The sequence below is a fragment of the Priestia sp. P5_B4 genome, from assembly GCF_056400385.1.
In genome coordinates this window covers 1-19,218 of record NZ_JBFULJ010000026.1, presented here as the reverse complement: position 1 = coordinate 19,218, position 19,218 = coordinate 1, and the positions used below count along the sequence as shown (strand labels likewise).

The 19,218-nt window shown below is 38.1% G+C and carries 19 protein-coding genes; 4 read left to right on the top strand and 15 right to left on the bottom strand.

Annotated features, from left to right (window positions below):
• Positions 1 to 170: 170 nt before the first annotated feature.
• Positions 171 to 3,521 (bottom strand): DNA polymerase III subunit alpha, encoded by a 3,351-nt coding sequence (gene dnaE, locus AC1DRF_RS05500; protein WP_477740408.1) that lies wholly within the window; start codon positions 3,519 to 3,521, stop codon positions 171 to 173.
• A gap of 141 nt (positions 3,522 to 3,662) precedes the next feature.
• Between dnaE and ytrH the strand changes: the two genes are divergently transcribed.
• Positions 3,663 to 3,998, top strand: coding sequence for a sporulation membrane protein YtrH (ytrH, locus tag AC1DRF_RS05495; protein ID WP_013059455.1), 336 nt, complete (start codon positions 3,663 to 3,665; stop codon positions 3,996 to 3,998).
• On the top strand, positions 3,995 to 4,513 hold the full coding sequence (ytrI, locus tag AC1DRF_RS05490; protein WP_016765717.1) for a sporulation membrane protein YtrI: 519 nt from the start codon (positions 3,995 to 3,997) through the stop codon (positions 4,511 to 4,513). Before ytrH ends, ytrI begins: the two co-directional genes overlap by 4 nt.
• A gap of 38 nt (positions 4,514 to 4,551) precedes the next feature.
• Here ytrI and AC1DRF_RS05485 read toward each other — a convergent pair whose 3' ends face one another.
• On the bottom strand, positions 4,552 to 5,490 hold the full coding sequence (locus AC1DRF_RS05485; protein WP_097824671.1) for a DHH family phosphoesterase: 939 nt from the start codon (positions 5,488 to 5,490) through the stop codon (positions 4,552 to 4,554).
• 251 nt (positions 5,491 to 5,741) lie between these two features.
• Here AC1DRF_RS05485 and AC1DRF_RS05480 point away from each other — a divergent pair, with 251 nt between their 5' ends.
• Positions 5,742 to 6,038, top strand: a complete 297-nt coding sequence (locus AC1DRF_RS05480) for a YtpI family protein (RefSeq protein WP_013085203.1) — start codon at positions 5,742 to 5,744, stop codon at positions 6,036 to 6,038.
• 26 nt (positions 6,039 to 6,064) lie between these two features.
• On the opposite strand, the gene AC1DRF_RS05475 is transcribed toward AC1DRF_RS05480, so the two are convergent.
• The 7 genes from AC1DRF_RS05475 to AC1DRF_RS05445 form a co-directional block, all read right to left on the bottom strand.
• Positions 6,065 to 7,381, bottom strand: coding sequence for a CBS domain-containing protein (locus AC1DRF_RS05475; protein WP_013059459.1), 1,317 nt, complete (start codon positions 7,379 to 7,381; stop codon positions 6,065 to 6,067).
• An 81-nt stretch (positions 7,382 to 7,462) separates the two neighbouring features.
• Positions 7,463 to 7,699, bottom strand: a complete 237-nt coding sequence (locus AC1DRF_RS05470; protein ID WP_043975991.1) for a hypothetical protein — start codon at positions 7,697 to 7,699, stop codon at positions 7,463 to 7,465.
• A 232-nt stretch (positions 7,700 to 7,931) separates the two neighbouring features.
• Positions 7,932 to 8,609: a metal-dependent hydrolase gene (locus AC1DRF_RS05465; RefSeq protein ID WP_043976679.1), complete on the bottom strand. Its 678-nt coding sequence runs from the start codon at positions 8,607 to 8,609 to the stop codon at positions 7,932 to 7,934.
• A 113-nt stretch (positions 8,610 to 8,722) separates the two neighbouring features.
• A complete protein-coding gene (gene ald, locus AC1DRF_RS05460; RefSeq protein WP_043975989.1) occupies positions 8,723 to 9,844 on the bottom strand; it encodes an alanine dehydrogenase in 1,122 nt (373 codons plus the stop codon).
• Between the two features lie 150 nt (positions 9,845 to 9,994).
• Positions 9,995 to 10,162, bottom strand: a complete 168-nt coding sequence (locus AC1DRF_RS05455; protein ID WP_013059463.1) for a hypothetical protein — start codon at positions 10,160 to 10,162, stop codon at positions 9,995 to 9,997.
• 164 nt (positions 10,163 to 10,326) lie between these two features.
• Positions 10,327 to 11,715 carry an argininosuccinate lyase gene (argH, locus tag AC1DRF_RS05450; RefSeq protein ID WP_013059464.1) on the bottom strand — a complete coding sequence of 463 codons (1,389 nt, stop codon included), beginning with the start codon at positions 11,713 to 11,715 and terminating at the stop codon, positions 10,327 to 10,329.
• Positions 11,712 to 12,920 (bottom strand): argininosuccinate synthase, encoded by a 1,209-nt coding sequence (locus tag AC1DRF_RS05445; RefSeq protein ID WP_013059465.1) that lies wholly within the window; start codon positions 12,918 to 12,920, stop codon positions 11,712 to 11,714. Before AC1DRF_RS05445 ends, argH begins: the two co-directional genes overlap by 4 nt.
• Positions 12,921 to 13,234: 314 nt before the next feature.
• On the opposite strand from AC1DRF_RS05445, the gene AC1DRF_RS05440 reads away from it, so the two are divergent.
• Positions 13,235 to 13,549 carry a hypothetical protein gene (locus tag AC1DRF_RS05440; protein WP_025750664.1) on the top strand — a complete coding sequence of 105 codons (315 nt, stop codon included), beginning with the start codon at positions 13,235 to 13,237 and terminating at the stop codon, positions 13,547 to 13,549.
• Positions 13,550 to 13,575: 26 nt separating this feature from the next.
• On the opposite strand, the gene AC1DRF_RS05435 is transcribed toward AC1DRF_RS05440, so the two are convergent.
• From AC1DRF_RS05435 to AC1DRF_RS05410, 6 genes are all read right to left on the bottom strand, one after another.
• Positions 13,576 to 14,418: an EcsC family protein gene (locus AC1DRF_RS05435; RefSeq protein ID WP_028410514.1), complete on the bottom strand. Its 843-nt coding sequence runs from the start codon at positions 14,416 to 14,418 to the stop codon at positions 13,576 to 13,578.
• Between the two features lie 231 nt (positions 14,419 to 14,649).
• A complete protein-coding gene (locus tag AC1DRF_RS05430) occupies positions 14,650 to 15,840 on the bottom strand; it encodes an acetate kinase (protein WP_477740407.1) in 1,191 nt (396 codons plus the stop codon).
• Between the two features lie 196 nt (positions 15,841 to 16,036).
• Positions 16,037 to 17,029, bottom strand: coding sequence for a class I SAM-dependent methyltransferase (locus AC1DRF_RS05425; RefSeq protein ID WP_043975986.1), 993 nt, complete (start codon positions 17,027 to 17,029; stop codon positions 16,037 to 16,039).
• Positions 17,030 to 17,176: 147 nt separating this feature from the next.
• Positions 17,177 to 17,710: a thiol peroxidase gene (gene tpx / locus AC1DRF_RS05420; protein ID WP_045291207.1), complete on the bottom strand. Its 534-nt coding sequence runs from the start codon at positions 17,708 to 17,710 to the stop codon at positions 17,177 to 17,179.
• 137 nt (positions 17,711 to 17,847) lie between these two features.
• Positions 17,848 to 18,315: a GerW family sporulation protein gene (gene ytfJ, locus AC1DRF_RS05415; protein WP_477740406.1), complete on the bottom strand. Its 468-nt coding sequence runs from the start codon at positions 18,313 to 18,315 to the stop codon at positions 17,848 to 17,850.
• 13 nt (positions 18,316 to 18,328) lie between these two features.
• Positions 18,329 to 19,027: a DUF2953 domain-containing protein gene (locus tag AC1DRF_RS05410; RefSeq protein WP_377572863.1), complete on the bottom strand. Its 699-nt coding sequence runs from the start codon at positions 19,025 to 19,027 to the stop codon at positions 18,329 to 18,331.
• Positions 19,028 to 19,218 lie beyond the last annotated feature (191 nt).

Sequence of the window (19,218 nt, the reverse complement as noted above, 5' to 3'; positions counted from 1 at the left end):
ACAAATACTGCGCCTGAACCATGTTCTTTCCCACACTCATATGATGTTATAAATCCAATTGCATTTCATTTCAAGAAAAAAGCATCTAATTCGTATATTTCATAAAAAACGGTGGTCAGACCACTTTTTTAACTATTTTACCATATAACATCACATGAAATCTGTAAAGACTATATCTTCTTGAACACAACGTGGTTCTCTCCTAGCATTGCTTTTAAAGTTTTTATTAACTCGTCGCTTCGTTCAATAGAATAGTGAACGGGAAGCTTGACCAATTGACGTTCTGCCTCATAATAAATTTTCACGGGAATTTTCCCTCTATGAGACTGAAAGTGCTGGTAAATAGTATGAAGCAGCTTTTCTGTACCTTGCTTTGTTTCTATACGTAAGTATAATTCTTCTGACGGTAGTTTTTGAACCGCCTCGCTAGCAGCTTCAGCACGTTGACAAACAATTTGTTGCTGCCCATTTCTTTTATCTATCTTTCCTTGTATCAGTAAAACCGTACCTTGTTCAAACAGCAAACGATTCTGCTCAAATACGCGGGGAAACGCAACAACTTCTCCTTCTCCACTTTCATCCGTGATGCGTAAAAAGGCCATTTGCTCTCCTTTTTTCGTTCGAATGACACGAATTTCCAACACAAATACTAAAAGAGAGACCGCTTTTCCTGAAGCGTATTCTTTCATATCTTGAAGAGAAACAACAGAATAAAAGGAATTCAGTGCTTCATACTGAGAAGCAGGGTGGCTTGATAAATAAAAACCTAGCATATCTTTTTCATACTGAAGCCGATCTTCTATTTTTAGTTCCTCTTTTTCCATATATTTAGGCTTTAACGAAAATTCATCTCCAAATCCAAAATCATCATCTGGGAGTACCAAGCTTGCATGTTCAAACGCTACATCAATCGTTGCTAATAAAGTAGCTCGATTTTCTCCGAACTCATCAAAACCTCCAGATAGAATCAAAGCTTCAAGCCCCTTTTTATTCACGGCTTTTTGTGAAACACGGGCACAAAAATCAAATAAGTCTTCAAAGCTTTTTTTCTTTCGCTCTTCTGCTATTTCCTGCATAGCTGCTGCACCAATATGTTTAATCGCTGCAAGGCTATACCTTATACTTTCACCTTCTACGTTAAACGAATACATGCTCTTGTTAATAGAAGGTGGGAGAACTTGTATTTTTTTTCTTTTTAGTTCATTAATATATTGAGCAATTTTCCCTTCATTTCCAATAACGCTCGTTAGTAAAGCTGAAAAGAACTGCAGCGGGTAATGTGCTTTCAAATAAGCTAACTGATAGGCTACCATACTGTAAGCAACAGCATGACTTCGGTTGAAGCCATAATCAGCAAAACGCACAATAAGGTCATACACTCGATTAGCAACGGATAGGTCATACCCTTTCTTCTTGCTTCCTTGGATAAAATGAGCTCGTTCACGATCCAGCACTGCCCGTTCTTTTTTACTAACTGCTCTTCTCAACAAATCTGCTTCTCCAAGAGAAAAACCGGCCATTTTTGAAGCAATCTGCATAATTTGCTCTTGATACACGATAACGCCGTGCGTGGATTGTAAAATGTCTTTAAGCGTAGGATGATCATATATTACCTTCTCCACTCCATGCTTGCGCTTAATATAGGTTGGAATATTTTCCATCGGACCAGGTCTATACAGCGCGTTAACTGCTACAATATCTTCTAGCTCTGTAGGTTTTAATTGCTGAAGCACTCTTCTCATTCCATCTGACTCTAGCTGAAAAATACCGGTCGTATCCCCTTTACTCAGCAGTTCAAAAGTTTTCTGATCGTTAAACGGTATATGAGACAGTGACAGCTTTCGATTCATGTCCCGCTCAATTTTCTTTAAAATATGATCCAAAATGGTTAAGTTGCGCAAACCTAAAAAGTCCATTTTCAAAAGCCCAATGTCTTGCAGAGCTTCCATTGGATATTGAGTCAGATATACATCATCATGTCCTTCTTGTACAGCTACAGATTGCGTCAGCGGCTTCTCACTAATCACAACGCCTGCTGCATGCGTAGAAGTATGCCTTGGCAGTCCTTCTATCTTCATGGCAATGTTGTACCATTGTTTTCTGGCTTCATTTTCAGATAAATAGTCTTGAAGAACTCTTGAATCACGAAGAGCGCTTTTCAACGTTGTACCTGGTTTAGTTGGAATCGCTTTGGACATTTTGTTTAGCGCTTCTTGATCAAATCCCATCACTCTCCCTACATCACGTACGGCTGCTTTAGCTGCTAGTGTTCCAAATGTAATGATTTGAGCTACGTGCAGCGCTCCATATTTTTGCGCCACATACTGAATGACTTGATCTCGTTTGTTATCAGGAAAATCAATATCAATATCAGGCATCGAAATACGTTCAGGGTTTAAAAAGCGCTCAAATAAAAGCTGATGCTGAATTGGATCAACATTTGTAATTCGCAAGGCGTATGAGACCAGTGAGCCTGCCGCTGAACCCCGGCCTGGGCCCGTTAAAACACCGTGTTCATGAGCATAATTCATAAAATCCCATACGATAAGAAAGTAATCACTAAAGCGCATATTTTCAATAATGTTTAGCTCATAATCCAAGCGTTCCTCATATTGTTCCGTGATCACTTGAACTCTTTCTTGCAATCCTTTTTCGCAGAGAGTGCGCAAGTAGGTTGATGATGTAACAGACGGGGGAACAGGATATTTTGGAATGGACATTACGCCTAGAGAAATTTCGAGCTCGCATCGTCTTGCGATTTTTATACTTTCTTCTATTAAAAAATGCTGGTCATGAAAGAGATCTTCCATTTCATCAGGTGATTTGAAATAGTACTCGCTGCTCTTACTTTTTACCTCTTCATCGCTATGTAATTTCTCTCCGTCTCGAATAGCTGCTAAACACTCATACGCATCCCGATCTTCTTTTTTTAAATATTTCACTTGATTCGTCGCAACAAGCGGGATATTTTCTTCAGCAGCAAGTTCCGTTAACTGCTGATTTATAAAAGCTTCATCCTGTCCGTGGCGCTGTATCGATATATACAAAGACTGCGAATATACTTTTTTAAAGAATTGAAGCACTCGCTTAGCATCTTGAAGTTTGTTTTCTGCTAGCAGGGTTTCAACTTCTCCAGTTAAACCGGGTGTAATAGCAATCAACCCGCTGCTGTAATGATGGAGCCATTTTTTATTTACACCGTGTTTTTCCTTGGTTTGAACTAAACTGCTTAGTTTTAATAGATTTTCATATCCCTTATTATTTTCCGCTAACAAAACTAAAGGGTACGCTCGCTCGCTTTCTTCATGTTCTAGAATTGATAATGTGAGCCCAATAATTGGCTTGATCCCCGCTTTCACGCAGGCTTTATAAAAAGGAATGACTCCGTACATCACGTTTTCATCAGTCAAAGCAATCGCTTCATAGTTCATTTTCTTAGCTGTTTCTACAAGTTCATGAATACGAACGGAACTGCTTAGTAAGCTATAAGAACTTTGAAGCTGCAAGTGAACAAAAGGCACAGGACTTCCCACCTTTCTTTAATTCTTTATTCTTATTATAAATTTTGTTGCCGGCGTAGACAAATTACATAACTCTGAGCGTTTGTCCATATATATGTAGGAAGCGTGATTCATTGATAAAATAGTAAAGGAGGACACGTCATGACAAAAGAGCCTTTTATGTCTCTTTTCATTTGGAGTTACTTCACTTCATTAGGTATTATTTTAGGCGGTTCATTAATTGGAGCATTTGCAGGGTTTTTAATTGGCAAATCTCCTTTATACGTCATGCATACCCTCAGCAATAGTTTGAAAATCTGGGCAATTGTCGGAGCAATTGGAGGAACATTTGATACGTTTTACAGCTTTGAGCGAGGACTCTTTGAAGGAGCCACAAAAGATGTATTCAAACAAATCCTTTTAATTCTATCCGCTATGGGAGGAGCTCAGACCGGGGCTCTTATCATCAAGTGGTTAACTCAGGAGCATTTTGTATGAGGGTACCCAGCGAGCGAATGTTCAAGCGCTCCGACTGGCAGCGTTTTTTTGCCGGTATAGTCATTGGAGCAATTGTTAGCTGGGGGGTGTTTTTAACGATTTATGGCGTTTCAAGAGATAGAGAGCTAGAAGAAATTCGAATTGCTAATGATAAGCTAGAAAAAGCAAATTTGCAAATTAGCGCATGGCAAGAAGATGTAAAAGCATTAAACAAGGAAATGAAGCAGCATTTAATTATTCAGAATGTGAAAGTGAAATTAGTAAACGGCAATCGTTATAAAGTAAACTCTGTGGTTGAATACAATATTCAAAAAAGCGTGGACAAAGAAGCACAGCACTTAATTGCCCAAGATATTGAAAGTGCATATCGAAGCAGGGATATCTTAAAAAAAGCAATTGAAAATAAAAAATACGAATTCGATAAAACAATTTATGAAGTTGAAGTTCATCAAATTTATTTTTATACAACACTTTCGATTGAAGTTCGAATTAAAAAGATGGAAAAAGTACTATAAAAAGCCGCTGATTTAAAATCAACGGCTTATTTTACAGATTACTCCTGACTGCAGAGCTCTTCTAAATCCAGCAGTAAAGGCTCTACTTCTTCCCATGAATAAATGGAAGCGCCGGACGCAAGAGGATGGCCTCCTCCGTTGTATTTTCTAGCAATTGTATTAATGACAAGCTCTTTTGAACGAAGGCGAACACGAATTTGATTTTCTTCCTCCACAAAAAATACCCACGTTTTTACTCCATCAATTTGCCCTAACGAACCGACTAGCTGAGAGGCATCGGCTGGTGTCACATCATATTTTCGAAGAATTTCATTCGGAATTTTCATATGAGCAACTCCTGTTGGAGACATCGTAAAGTTTTGCAGCACATATCCGTGTAAGTGAGCGACGTTTTCTTTTGTTTTGTATAACTGATCATATACGTCTTTAAAATTGAAACCATATTGAATCAATTCACTTGCATAGCAAAACGTTTTCGGCTTTGTATTTGGAAATAAAAATCGACCCGTATCTCCGACGATACCGCTGAAGATCAGCTTTGCTCCTTCATCATTCAGAGATAATCCCTTTTCTTTTCCTTCCAAGTAAAATTCATAAATCATTTCGCTTGTTGAAGAAGCAGACGTCTCAACCCAAAGCAAATCACCGTAAGGAGTTTGGTTTGGATGGTGATCAATTTTAATGACCATTTTTCCATTTACGTAGCGCTGATCTGACACTCGGGCTTCATTAGCCGTATCACAAACGATGACAAGCGCATCCTCATAGGTGTCATCAGCGATGTCATCCATCCGGTATAAAAATTTTAATGACTCCGCTTCTTCTCCCGTTACGTATACCTTCTTCTCCGGAAAAGATGTTTTTAACAATTCCGCTAATCCGCACTGAGATCCGTATGCATCTGGATCTGGACGAATGTGCCGGTGAATAATGATGGTGTCAAACTGCTTAATAGCTTCTAATATTTGTGCTTTCATTTTCTCTCTCCTGTCAATACTGTTCTTATTTTATGTACGTACCGCATGCACTTACATTTCCGCAGCGCTGTATCCATATTATTTATTAAATCATATCTCTTCTCTTTTTTGAAAGAAGAATCAATCAATAGTAGAATTTTCTGTCATCTACCTGTAAAATAATAGATAATACTGTAAGCACTTTCAACACTACGCATTACTAACATCTAGAAACATTATGGATAGAAATACACCGGACTGGAGGGGCGTCTGTGCCATTTTTTATGATTTTAATCGTTGTGTCCTTTGTTTTCTACATGTATTTAAAAGTAAAATACGTACGTTCGAAACGCCCAATGGAACGAAAGTGGATTTCCGCTAAGTCGAGTATTTGTCTTGGCTCTTTTGTATTATTTTTTGGAATCAATCAATGGTTTATTTACGAAACAAGCCTTTCGCTTATCATCGGCATACTATTTGTATTATTCGGTTCAGGCAGCATATTAGCAGGTATCAAAGCTTACAAGTACTATCAGCCTTATGCAATAAAAGAAGCTGGTCAAATGTAAAAGAAGCTGCAGAGCAGCTTCTTTTTTTATACTCTTTCCAATAACTGAGCCATCATCATCGCTTTCCCTACTACAACCCCGGCATTGTAGACTTCTACATCTAATTTAGCAAACTTCCGACCAAGTTCTAATAGCTTAGGGCGAATTTCAATTACGCTTTCAATTTGAACTGGCTTAATAAAATAAACGGTGATGTTTTCAATAACCAAATCACCTTTTTTATATAAGCGAAGAACACGATTGGCGGCTTCCGTTACAATAGTAGTGAAAACTCCGTATGAAATAGTCCCCATATAATTCGTCATTTGCGGCGTTACTTCACAGCGATACACCGGTGCTTCTTTTGTCTCTTGTACATCCATAAATTGATTGGTTACAATGTCGTCAATAGTTTCTCCTACCTGCGGTTGACGCTGAATCATTTGCAGCGCCTTTAAAACATCTTGACGGCTGATAATGCCCTCTAGCCGGTGGTAATCATCCACTACAGGCAGCACTTCAATCCCTTCCCATACCATCATATGCGCAGAAGAAGCAACCGATGTTTTCCCGTGAACCGTCATCGGATTTTTCGTCATTACTTTTTCAATTGAAGTAGAAAGGTCATATCCAATAACATCTTTTGAGGTGACCATACCGTGAACTTTCATATGCTGATCCACTACAGGAAAACGACTGTGGTGAGTCTTATCGTTACATTCATGCCATTTTTCAATCGTATCGGTTAACTGCAAGCTAACCGCTTCAGAGATAGGTGTTAAAATATCCTCTACAAGCACAATTTCTTTTTTTATCAGCTGATCATAAATAGCACGATTAATCATCGTTGCAACTGTAAACGTATCATAGCTTGTTGAAATAATAGGAAGTTTAAGATCATCCGCAAGCTTCTTAACCCATTCTTCCGTATCAAAGCCGCCCGTAATTAGCACGGCTGCTCCTGCTTCAAGAGCTAATTCATGAGCGTTTACTCGATTCCCTACGATAAGAAGGTTTCCGGCCTCGGTATATCTCATCATAGCATCAAGCTTCATCGCTCCAATAACAAACTTGTTTAACGTTTTATGCAAACCTTCACGTCCGCCCAGCACTTGTCCATCCACGATGTTTACTACTTCAGCAAACGTGAGCTTTTCAATGTTTTCTTTCTTCTTTCGTTCAATTCGAATGGTCCCAACTCGTTCAATCGTTGAAACATATCCTTTATTTTCCGCGTCTTTTATTGCTCGGTACGCCGTGCCTTCACTGACATTCAGTTCTTTGGCAATTTGGCGCACTGAAATTTTTTCACCAATTGGAAGCGAATCGATATACTGTAAAATTTGCTCATGTTTTGTCGCCACGTGTACTTCACCCTTCTAAAACGTTTTTACGTTTCATATGTCTTTTCTTTTATTATACGGGGGAAGTGAAATGGATTCAATCTAACCTCTTTGACGCAAAGGCTTTCTCACACTATTTTTTTGAATACCTGCCTTCTTGCGGCGCGGTGCATAAAGCAGTGATGACAAATTGCCTCCAGCTACAAAAAGAGCAAAGGTAAGCCAGCTTATGCTAAAAACCCCTTGCAAACTCGAAGTTGTTAACACTAAGTGCGGCATTGCATAGTAAAGCATCACTCCGCATAATAAAAGCGATAAAATAACTCGATTTTTTTCCATAGCTCTCCCTCCTTATTATTACTATCGTATGCAGGGAAGTAAAAAAAGCAGAACGTTTCTTTACAAATAAAAAGAGATTAAGACATAACTTCATCGATTCAAGGTAAAGATGAACAAATGTGAAACCTACGTTCACCTTAACAATAAAAAAAGAACGAGTGATCGATAATATCGATTACTCGTTCTTTTTTAACTTTAACTGAAATCGTTTTGTCCCAGCCTTTATTTATGATTAAAGATCCAACCCTTCTCCAACTTTTAATACTTTTCCTTCAATACCAGATAAAGACTCAACAAATTGATGAGGATCTTGCTTAATTACAGGAAATGTATTGTAGTGAATTGGCACAACAAGCTTTGCCTGCACCCATTCCGCTGCGATAGCCGCATCTTCAGGTCCCATTGTAAAGTTATCTCCAATTGGAAGAAATGCTACGTCAGGCTCATGGCGACCAATTAACTTTAAATCAGAAAATAAAGCCGTATCTCCAGCATGATAAATTGTCTTTCCTTCAATCGTTAAAAGCAAACCAGCCGGCATTCCTGTATAAATAATTTTCTCATTATTTTCTGTATAACTTGAACCGTGGAAAGCTTGTGTCAATTTTACCGTACCAAAATCAAATGTATAAGCTCCGCCTATGCTCATTGGATGTACGTTTAAGCCTTGCCAGCTAAGATATGTAGCTAATTCTGCTACTGCCACAACAAGTGCACCGCTACGCTTAGCAATTTCCACCGTGTCGCCTACATGATCATTATGGCCATGAGTCAGTAAAATCACATCTGCTTTTACATCTTCAGCATTTAAATCTGTTAATTCATTTCCAGTGATAAACGGGTCAATTAAAATTGTTTTTCCTTTTGTTTCAATTTTAACAACAGAATGTCCATGATAAGAAACGCGCATCATATATTCTCTCCTTTTACACTAACCTTTTCTATATTCTACCCGTCTGTTTTGGTTACAAAACAAGTGAATACGCGGCTATCATATCACAAACTGCGCAAAAACATGCCTTATTATGCTTGCTCTAATAAAGTTGTTGCATCAGCGTAAGTTAGACCGTGTGCATCTGCAACAGCCGCGTAAGTGACAAACCCATTTAGAGTGTTGATGCCTTGAAGAAGGGAAGGGTTTTTTAAGCACGCTTTTTTATATCCCTGATTTGCTATTTGCAGAGCATAAGGAACCGTTACGTTGGTCAGCGCTAAGGTCGACGTGCGTGGAACAGCTCCAGGCATATTAGCAACAGCATAATGCAAGACCTCATGCTTCAAATAAGTCGGGTTATCGTGAGTGGTAATGCGATCAGTTGTTTCAAAAATCCCCCCTTGATCAATAGCAATATCAACTACAACGGACCCTTTTGACATCGTTTGAACCATTTCCTCTGTGACAAGCTTTGGCGCTTTAGCTCCCGGTATGAGAACCGCTCCTATCACTAAATCTGACTCTTTTACAGATTGTGCGATATTGTAGTGATTTGACATTAATGTCGTCACTTCTTTACCAAATAAATCATCAAGCTGGCGAAGGCGATCAGCGTTTAAATCAATTATTGTAACATCAGCCCCTAATCCGACCGCAATTTTAGCAGCGTTGGTTCCCGCTACTCCTCCTCCAATAATTGTTACTTTTCCTCTTTGCACGCCTGGAACTCCACTTAATAAAATCCCTTTGCCACCTTTGGTTTTCTCCAAAAATTGAGCTCCAATCTGAGAAGACATTCTTCCTGCAACTTCGCTCATCGGAGTTAACAGAGGCAAGCTTTTGTTTGGAAGCTGTACAGTTTCATAAGCGATGCCTACCACCTTTTTATCAATCAATGCTTTCGTTAATGCTTCTTCAGCTGCCAAATGTAAATAGGTAAACAAAATAAGTCCTTCACGAAAATATCCGTATTCTTCTGAAATCGGTTCTTTTACTTTCATAACCATTTCAGCATCCCATGCTTCTTTTGCAGTATTTACGATAGAAGCTCCTGCATTTGTGTAATCTTCATCATGGAATCCAGAGCCTTCTCCTGCCTGTGTTTCAATATATACATCATGCCCACCGTTAACTAAAGCTGTAACACCAGCTGGAGTAATAGCCACGCGATTTTCATTGTTTTTTACTTCTTTCGGCACTCCAATTTTCACCTTTATCCCTCTTTTCTTATATCAGTGATTAACTGAAAAAAGAACGTCACACCAAATCCTTTAGAAAACCGGATTTACTATGACGTTACCTTTCGATAGAGCTCAGCATAATCCTGCTTTTCTTAGTCTATATACAGTATATGCATCTAGTTATTCATATAGTTCGTTATCACTCTGTGCTTCTGGATTTTCCACTACAGAAGCCATAGCATCGCCAATGACGCCGCTTGAATAAGAATCCATTAGCTGTCTTGATGTCTCTTTTTCTCCTTCAAAATCATATTCATATACATGCTGCGGATGTTTTTTGTCTTTCATATGTCACTTCTCCTTTTTCACTTTATTTTCTTTACGAATGTAAACTTTACTTCATAATCCCTTACATGATCTTTTCTATTTTCTTCTTAAATGCTCTAGTTATACCATTTATCTCACATCAAAAAACGCCCGCAGATTTTTCTGCGGACGTTTTGATAACTTTTTTATATCGATGTTTTTTCATGCAATTCATCTTTAGCTAGCTGAATTGCTTTTTTTACTTGTTCAAATCCTGTTCCTCCCGCGCTATTGCGGCGATTAACAGCTGTTTTTGGACTTAATACATGATAGATGTCTTCCTCGAATAAATCTGACGCTTCCTTATATTGTTCAAGCGGCAAATCCATTAGGTAGATATTTTTCTGAATACAAACGAGAACCAGTTTCCCAACCACTTCATGTGCTTCACGAAACGGCATACCTTTTGAAGCAAGATAGTCAGCTAACTCCGTTGCATTTGAAAAATCTTGTTTCGTAGCTTTTTCCATAACATTTGTTTTTACTGTCATTGTTTCGATCATGCCAGCAAAAATGGTCAAACATCCTTCAATCGTTGTAACCGTATCGAACATGCCTTCTTTATCTTCTTGCAAGTCTTTGTTGTATGTTAAAGGGGTACCTTTTAACACAGTCAATAGGCTAAATAAATGACCATATACTCGTCCTGTTTTACCACGAATTAACTCCGCCATATCAGGATTTTTCTTTTGAGGCATAATACTGCTGCCCGTTGCGTACGTATCATCCATTTCAATAAATTGAAATTCTTGACTAGACCATAAAATTAACTCTTCACAAAAACGAGATAAATGCATCATTAAAATAGAACTGTTGCTTAAAAACTCTAAAATAAAGTCACGATCGCTGACAGCATCCATACTGTTTTGATAAATCCCATTAAAGCCTAGAAGCTCAGCACTATAGTGACGATCAATTGGGAATGTTGTACCAGCTAAAGCTCCTGCTCCTAAAGGAGATAAATCAATACGCTTCAGCGATTCCGCATAACGTTCAGCATCGCGCTTGAACATTGAAACATAAGCCATTAAATGATGAGCAAAAGAAACCGGCTGCGCGCGCTGCAAATGTGTGTAGCCTGGAAAAATGGTTTCAACATGCTGATCTGCTTTTGTAAGCAATACATCTTCTAGATTTTCAATCAGACCTACAATTTGCTGAACATGCTTTTTTAAATATAAGTGCATATCTGTAGCAACTTGATCATTACGGCTTCGACCCGTATGAAGCTTCCCTCCAACCGGACCAATTTCATCAATTAATAACTTTTCTAAATTCAAATGAATATCTTCATATTGAGCAGAAAATGTTAATTCTTTCTTCTTAGCTTTTTCAAGAAGTGTTTGAAGGCCTTTTTTAATTTGTGACGCTTCATCTCCAGAAAGAATACTGCATTTCTCAAGCATTGTTACATGTGCTAAACTGCCTTCAATATCTTCTTCTACAAGATGCTGATCAAATGAAATCGACGCACCGAACTCGTCAATCCATTGTTCAGGGCGTTTCGTAAAACGCCCTCCCCAAAGTTTGGTCATACCGTTGTCACCTTCTTTTGATTTACCATGCTGCTCACTTGTGTTGGAAGTCCCCATAATGAGATGAAACCAACTGCTGCATTGTGATCAAATTCATCTTCTTTTGTATATGTTGCAAGTTTTTCATTGTATAAAGAATTAGGAGATTTACGTCCCTCTACGATAGCATGCCCTTTAAATAGTTTTACTCTCACTGTTCCGTTCACATATTGCTGCGTATCTTTCAAGAATGCAAGCAGTGAATTTGTTAATGGAGAGAACCATAAACCTTCATAGATAACTTCTGTTAATTTTTTCTCAATCACTGGTTTGAAGTGCGCTACTTCTTTCACTAATGTTAAATCTTCAAGCTCTTTGTGTGCTTTAATTAATGTCATAGCAGCTGGACACTCATATACTTCACGTGATTTAATTCCCACAAGACGGTTTTCTACATGATCAATACGTCCGACTCCGTGCTTACCTGCAATTTCATTCAATTCTAGAATTAACTGAGCTAGCGTGTAAGATTGACCGTTTAATGATACTGGAACACCTTCAACGAATTCAATTTCTACTACATCCGCTGTGTCCGGAGTGTTTTCAAGAGAAGCCGTTAGGTCATATGCTTCTTCAGGTGGAGCTGCCCAAGGATCTTCAAGAACGCCACACTCGTTACTTCTTCCCCACAAGTTTTGGTCAATTGAAAATGGGCTGTCTAAGTTAATTGGAATTGGAATATTCTTTTCTTTTGCATACTCGATTTCTTCTTCACGAGACCATTTCCAGTCACGAACAGGAGCTAAAACTTCTAAGTGTGGATTTAATGCTTTAATTGATACTTCGAAACGCACTTGGTCATTTCCTTTTCCCGTACATCCATGTGCGACAGCTACTGCATTTTCTTGTTCTGCTACTTCTACAAGCTTTTTAGCGATTAGCGGTCTAGATAGTGCAGATACTAATGGATATTTTCCTTCATATAATGTGTGTGCTTGAAGTGCTGCTAACGCAAATGTATTGGCATATTCTTCTTTTGCATCAATCACATATGATGATACCGCTCCAACTGTTAAGGCTTTTTCTTTAACGAATTTCAAATCTTTTCCTTCGCCTACATCTAAACAGCAAGCTACCACATCGTACCCTTTTTCCTGTAACCATTTAATTGCAACTGATGTATCTAAACCTCCGGAATATGCTAAAACAACTTTTGGATTACTCATTATCTATTCCTCCTACAAATTATATATATATTAATACAACCGTTTTAATTTTTATTCATTTAATCTACTATTACTTTAACAACTTTTTAATCTATTTTCAATAGTTATTCAAAAAAAAGTATATAAATTCACATTTATTTTAATTTAACAGGGTAAAATCTCTTAAAATACTGTAAAAATAAACATGAATGAATATTCCTTTCTTACATACTGTGTATATTTATATGCATAAACCAAGTATAAATGATTTATTTTTCACTTACAGTAGCTCTGGCTTTTGTCATTGTATAAAATGGAAGGGAAGAGGTGAAAAAATGGAGCGCTTTTTTACTTATGACAACAGACTCGGTATAAAAATTCCTGCTCTTGAAAGAGAATGGACATTCTATTCTGAAAAAGTTCAGCAGGATATTCTCCTAACATGGGAATCCATTCGGGGGCAGATTCCAGACAAAATTCAATCTTTAGAAACGAGTATTAATCAAAAACAAGCGGCGTTAGAAGATGAGACTAATTTTATCCGCTCCTGTGAATTAAATAGCGAGATAGGAGAGCTTGCTTCTATTATTAATGATTTGTGGATTTGGTATCGAACAAATGAGGAAATATCAAAAAAAGTTCACGGATAGACAAAAAAAACGAGTCTCATGAAAAATTAATGAGACTCGTTTTTCTTATCCAGCAAATAGCGGTATTGATAAAAGCGCTTTGCATAATCTGTCACTTGCTTGGCCATTCGGTAATTCATACCTCCGCCAACCATCATACTCACCACTGGCAAACGATTGTAAACTTTTCTTTTTGCAGCCAATATAGCTAGCGTTTTCCCGATTTGCACAACGATTTTTTGCAGCCACGTTTTATCTACAATTTGATCAACACCTTCATAAAAATACGGGTCAAATTCTTGGCTTAACTCACTCTTTAATTGATGCCACCCCTCAGCCTGAAGGTGTCTAGGTAAGGTTGCTGCATGGAACACTTTTAGCGTTAGCATAAGCTCTGAAGGAGTCTGGATATGATAACCGTAGCTCATTGCTGCCTGTTGCACCGCTTGAATATTCATGCATAAAACAGCAGGTATATCAATACCGACTAGCAGCGATTGTCCGGTTCCTGAAAGTGCTCCTTGACTCAGCGCATACAACCGAAGCTTGGCCATTTGCTGTTCGCATATATAAGAAAGCTGATCTACTTGAAGGGAATTCATTTCTGACAGATCTGTGATATCCTCTTTGAATACACGAGCAGTTTCAATAATTCGTTTTGTCGCTTGAGTTTGCATTTCCGTACCTTGAATTAATGCAGTTAACTGAAAGAGTCCCTCATCAATTTTATGTAAATAGGTCTCGCGAACAGAAGTTGGAATTAAGTTAAGCCCTTTTTCTAACCACTCTTCGTACAATAACTCCATCTCAGTTGCTTCTACACTCTGTAAGCTCTCTTCCCATTTATAGATTTCTTCTAAAAGCTGTTCTTCGCGATTCGTTAGTATCATCATGTCACCCTTTCAAGAAATAAGTAGTTTTATTTTTATTATAACAAATAATGCATCCTTTACATTTTGCTTCCTATATTATTTCTTTCTTCTATACGTTGTAAACCTTCTTTCAAACGTCAGCTACTTACGCTATATAAAAAAGCTGATTTCCAAACAAGGAAATCAGCTTTTCGTTAGTTTGCCTGACAATTTATGAGAATTCATGCATTGAAGAGGCACTTTATGAACTTAAATATTCGCTAAACGAGTAACGTCACGTGCAATCATAACTTCTTCATCTGTAGGAATAACCATAACTTTAACTGGAGAATGAGGGTAGCTAATAAATGCTTCTTCTCCTTGTACACTATTTAAAGCTGGATCCCAATAAACGCCCATGAACTCTAAACCGCGCAGAACGCGAGCACGTACAACATCACTGTTTTCTCCAATACCTGCTGTGAAGATGATTGCATCTACACCAGACATACGAGCAGCATAAGAACCGATATATTTATGAATACGGCTAGCAAATACTTCAAGTGCTGTTTCAGCGCGTTCATTGCCTTCAGCGCTTGCTTTGATTAGATCGCGTAGGTCACTAGAAATACCAGATACACCTAAAAGACCACTTTCTTTATTTAATACATTTAATACTTCGTCAGCAGTTTTTCCTGTTTTCTCCATAATAAATGGAATTAATGCAGGGTCAATGTTACCTGAACGAGTTCCCATTGCTACACCAGCTAATGGTGTGAAGCCCATTGATGTATCAATTGACTTGCCGCCTTCAATTGCAGCGATACTTGCACCGTTACCTAAGTGACAAGAAATTAAGCGCAATTGTTCGATCGGACGGCCAAGAAGCTCAGCTGCACGCTCAGAAACATATTTATGAGATGTGCCGTGGAAACCGTATTTACGAACGCCATACTTTTCATAGTACTCGTACGGTAAGCTGTACAAGAATGATTTTTCTGGCATTGTTTGATGGAATGCTGTATCGAAAACTGCTACAGCTGGAACATTTGGAAGAATATCTTGGAACGCTTTAATTCCCACAATGTTTGCTGGGTTGTGAAGCGGTGCTAAATCAGATAAAGCTTCAATTTCCGCTAGTGTTTCATCTGTGATTAAAACAGAATCAGCAAATTTCTCTCCGCCGTGTACTACACGGTGACCTACACCAGTGATTTCATCGTATGATTGAATGATGTTTTGAGAAAGTAACTTTTCAACTAAAATTTTAACTGCAACAGCATGGTCAGGGATTTCTATAATATCCGTTTGTTTTTCACCATTTACCGAGATCGTGAAAACAGCGTTATCTAAACCAATTCGTTCTACTAAACCTTTTGTTAATACCGTCTCACTTGGCATTTCAAATAATTGAAACTTAAGTGAAGAACTGCCGGCGTTGATTGCCATGATTTTTGACATAAAAAAACAGCTCCTTCTTTATTATACGTGCATCATAAACATAACGAACAGAACATAAAAGTGTAATCTCTACAATATTCTATGCATTTCGACACGATTTCTATCCTTATTCATTTAATCATTCACGACAATAGATTTCAAGAGCTATACATCATGAAAACGCTACCGAAAAATATTCATTATTTTCGAAAAAGACTTACTTTTTATTCACTCGGAACCATTGGTCCATTTGAGCCATAATATCACTCATTGCTTCCCGATTGCTGAACTTCGGCAAATTCACAAGCAGCGCGTTTTCAGGTGCTGTTACTCCTTCTCCCTGCTTTTGAAGAACCATAATACTTTTAGCAGCCTGCTCTTGTTTGAACATTGAAAGTGGCAGCTGAATAATCCCTTGCACGATTGCTTCCTCTTTTAAGAGCGGCTGTAATAAATGAGACTGTTCAGATTCAAACAAGTTATTTGGAATAAGAGCCACTACGTATCCTCCGTCTTTTACATGACGCAAGCTTTGTTCAATAAATAAGTGATGAGCATAAGTGTGACCTTCTTCAGCTCTTACCTTATACTCTTTTGCCCCTTCGTCGTTTGGATAATAACCAACCGGCAGGTCACAGACAACTAAATCCACAGGATCAATAAAAAGCGGCTGTAAGCTGTCTTGATTGAATAATTGAACGCCGTGCTTCTGTAAATTTGCATTTACATATGTTAATTGAAGTAATAAATCATCCACGTCTACACCGTATACGTGTTCAATTGACGCAGCGTGTGTGTTTAAAATGGTTGTTAATAAATTCCCTGCTCCTACTGCGGGATCTAAAAGCGTATATTTATCTTTTCCTGCCATGAACTTCCCAACTAGATAGCTGACAAATAGTCCTACAGCATCAGGCGTCATTTGGTGGTTAGGCTGAACTGCTTCTTTCATGCCTTTTAAAATAGCCAGCTGATACGCTTTTCGAATCGTTTCTTTTTCAAAATGATCAAGCGTGATTGAATCGTATTCTTTTTTTAAACGTTTTTTAGTTACCTCATCTAGCTCTTTTTGTAAAATAGTTCCTTGAAACAAATTTTCTCCCGTTTCAGCTACTGCTTCTAAATATACGCAGTTTAGTTCTTTTCTTAAAATAATAGCTGTTTGATCAATTACACCAAATAGCTTTTCCATACTAGCTAACTGACTCATATTCTGCCTCCTGTGTAATGAAATAATATCTATATAAATGAGTAAACGTCCTATTTGGAACATCATATTTTATCATAAAAACTTCTTAAAACACAAAGAAGGCGAAAAACATTGTTTTCCGCCTTCTGCCGAACGCCACTGACAATCTTACTTAGCTGCTTTAGCTGCTTCGATTGCTGCTTCGTAGTTCGGATGCTCAGTTACTTCTGGTAAGTACTCAACATACGTTACGTTGTCATTTGAGTCTACCACAAAGATTGAACGAGCTAATAAGCGTAATTCTTGAATAGCTACACCATATGCTTCTCCGAAAGATAAGTCGCGGTGGTCAGATAAAGTTTGAACATTATCAATGCCATTAGCACCACACCAGCGCTTTTGAGCAAACGGTAAATCTACGCTTACTGTTAATACTTTTACGTTATCTAATTTAGCTGCTTCTTCGTTGAAGCGGCGAGTTTGCGCATCACAAACTCCAGTATCAATAGAAGGAACTACACTGATTAGGCGAACAGAACCCTTTGTACTGTCAAGCGTTACTTCTGATAAATCATTTGCTAAAACAGTAAAGTTTGGAGCCTTGTCTCCAACCTTCACTTGATTTCCTAATAATGTTACATCGTTACCTTTAAATTTAGTCACGAATAATTCCTCCTTTAAATAAGTATGTACACTGTTCATATTAGCTTGTCTGTCTCTATATTGCAATTAAATGACATACAAAACATGGCACTCCAAGCTAGAAAACAAACCAAACAAAATAAGCTTTGCTTGCTTCTTTTACTATTCAAAGAAGCAAGCAAAGCTTTATTTTATACTTACAAATTAAAATCGTTTGCACTATCATGATGCTGATTTTGTTGATTATGATGATCCTGCTGATGATTGTTTCGTTTAAACATTTGTTGCAAGCGTTCAATTGCTTGAGGTGCTGTATCTAAAATCTTTTCATATAAATGTGTACTTTCGTTAAGGTGAAGCATTTTAATTCCGCTTCCACTCACAATTAAAAAGGCAATTGGCGTAATTGATACACCGCCACCGCTACCTCCGCCAAATGGATGACCTGATTCTTGCTGATGCTGTCCCGGAGAAGATGGTGCATGCCCTTCTACTCCAWATTCACTTCCGCCCGCTGCAAAACCAAACCCTACTTTTGAGACAGTTAAAATAACACTGCCATCAGGTGTTTCTACAGGATCACCAATGATTGTATTAACATCAATCATTTCCTTTAAATTTTCCATAGCTGTCGACATTAAACTTTTAATTGGATGTTCTGCCATTAAGATAACCTCCTTATGTTTTCACAGAGTGTGTCTTGTTCTTATTTGACGACTTCCATCTTTTGCGACGCTTTTTGGACGTATGCCGCCAGTATCTCAAGGTCCGTAAACCTACTAGAATAGCTTGACCAACTCGAAAAGAAATTATGCACTCAAATACCGTTTCTGACCAATGATGTTGAAATACAGGAGTAACGCTCATGACAGGCATATCTTTTAATTTCATATAACGGCTGATTATACCAACTATGCTCCCCTTTGCAGACCATACAGCCCCGGTAAGTACGCCTGTTAACGCAGCGTCACCTAAGCCGAAACGGCTGTGCCATCTAATATCACTTACCGTTACTTTCTGTAAGAAACGACGGAAAATTTTATGGAAACCGACTACCTGTTCAAGAAATTGCTTCGCATTTTCTAACATGCTTAGCCCGTCTTCTACAGAATAATCACTCCATGAATTCTCATCTTCTTTTCCTTGATCACCCATTCCTTTCTTCTTTTCAACAAGCAAACGCGGTGAATCTTTTCTTACTTTCACTACCGGAATTTCATATGTATAGCGAATAAGACCAAACCAAGCCCTGAGTCTCACTCTGTAATAATCGTTATCTCGGACATGGTGAAGATCTACAAACAGCGTAATTTTTGTCCATACAATAAGTACAATAACAATTAAAAGTGCTAGCAATATCCATAAAAGCCATAGCACATCCTTCACTCCTTCTTAGCTTCACATTATCTCCAAAACACAGAATATTAAACCTTATGGAAACAATAAAAAGAGGTTGAGATATAACGAAATGAACCCAATCTCAAGATGAACAAATGGGATACATGAGCTGAACCGCTTGTGACACCGCAGTTGATTGGAGGACAAGGCGAAGACTCCCGCGGAAAGCG

Excerpts from the sequence above, each read along its gene's own strand:
- ytrH (WP_013059455.1), top strand. The coding sequence starts at position 3,663 with ATGACAAAAGAGCCTTTTATGTCTCTTTTCATTTGGAGTTACTTCACT.
- ytrI (WP_016765717.1), top strand. The coding sequence starts at position 3,995 with ATGAGGGTACCCAGCGAGCGAATGTTCAAGCGCTCCGACTGGCAGCGT.
- AC1DRF_RS05485 (WP_097824671.1), bottom strand. The coding sequence starts at position 5,490 with ATGAAAGCACAAATATTAGAAGCTATTAAGCAGTTTGACACCATCATT.
- AC1DRF_RS05470 (WP_043975991.1), bottom strand. The coding sequence starts at position 7,699 with ATGGAAAAAAATCGAGTTATTTTATCGCTTTTATTATGCGGAGTGATG.
- AC1DRF_RS05465 (WP_043976679.1), bottom strand. The coding sequence starts at position 8,609 with ATGCGCGTTTCTTATCATGGACATTCTGTTGTTAAAATTGAAACAAAA.
- AC1DRF_RS05455 (WP_013059463.1), bottom strand. The coding sequence starts at position 10,162 with ATGAAAGACAAAAAACATCCGCAGCATGTATATGAATATGATTTTGAA.
- argH (WP_013059464.1), bottom strand. The coding sequence starts at position 11,715 with ATGACCAAACTTTGGGGAGGGCGTTTTACGAAACGCCCTGAACAATGG.
- AC1DRF_RS05445 (WP_013059465.1), bottom strand. The coding sequence starts at position 12,920 with ATGAGTAATCCAAAAGTTGTTTTAGCATATTCCGGAGGTTTAGATACA.
- AC1DRF_RS05440 (WP_025750664.1), top strand. The coding sequence starts at position 13,235 with ATGGAGCGCTTTTTTACTTATGACAACAGACTCGGTATAAAAATTCCT.
- AC1DRF_RS05435 (WP_028410514.1), bottom strand. The coding sequence starts at position 14,418 with ATGATACTAACGAATCGCGAAGAACAGCTTTTAGAAGAAATCTATAAA.
- AC1DRF_RS05430 (WP_477740407.1), bottom strand. The coding sequence starts at position 15,840 with ATGTCAAAAATCATGGCAATCAACGCCGGCAGTTCTTCACTTAAGTTT.
- AC1DRF_RS05425 (WP_043975986.1), bottom strand. The coding sequence starts at position 17,029 with ATGAGTCAGTTAGCTAGTATGGAAAAGCTATTTGGTGTAATTGATCAA.
- tpx (WP_045291207.1), bottom strand. The coding sequence starts at position 17,710 with ATGAACAGTGTACATACTTATTTAAAGGAGGAATTATTCGTGACTAAA.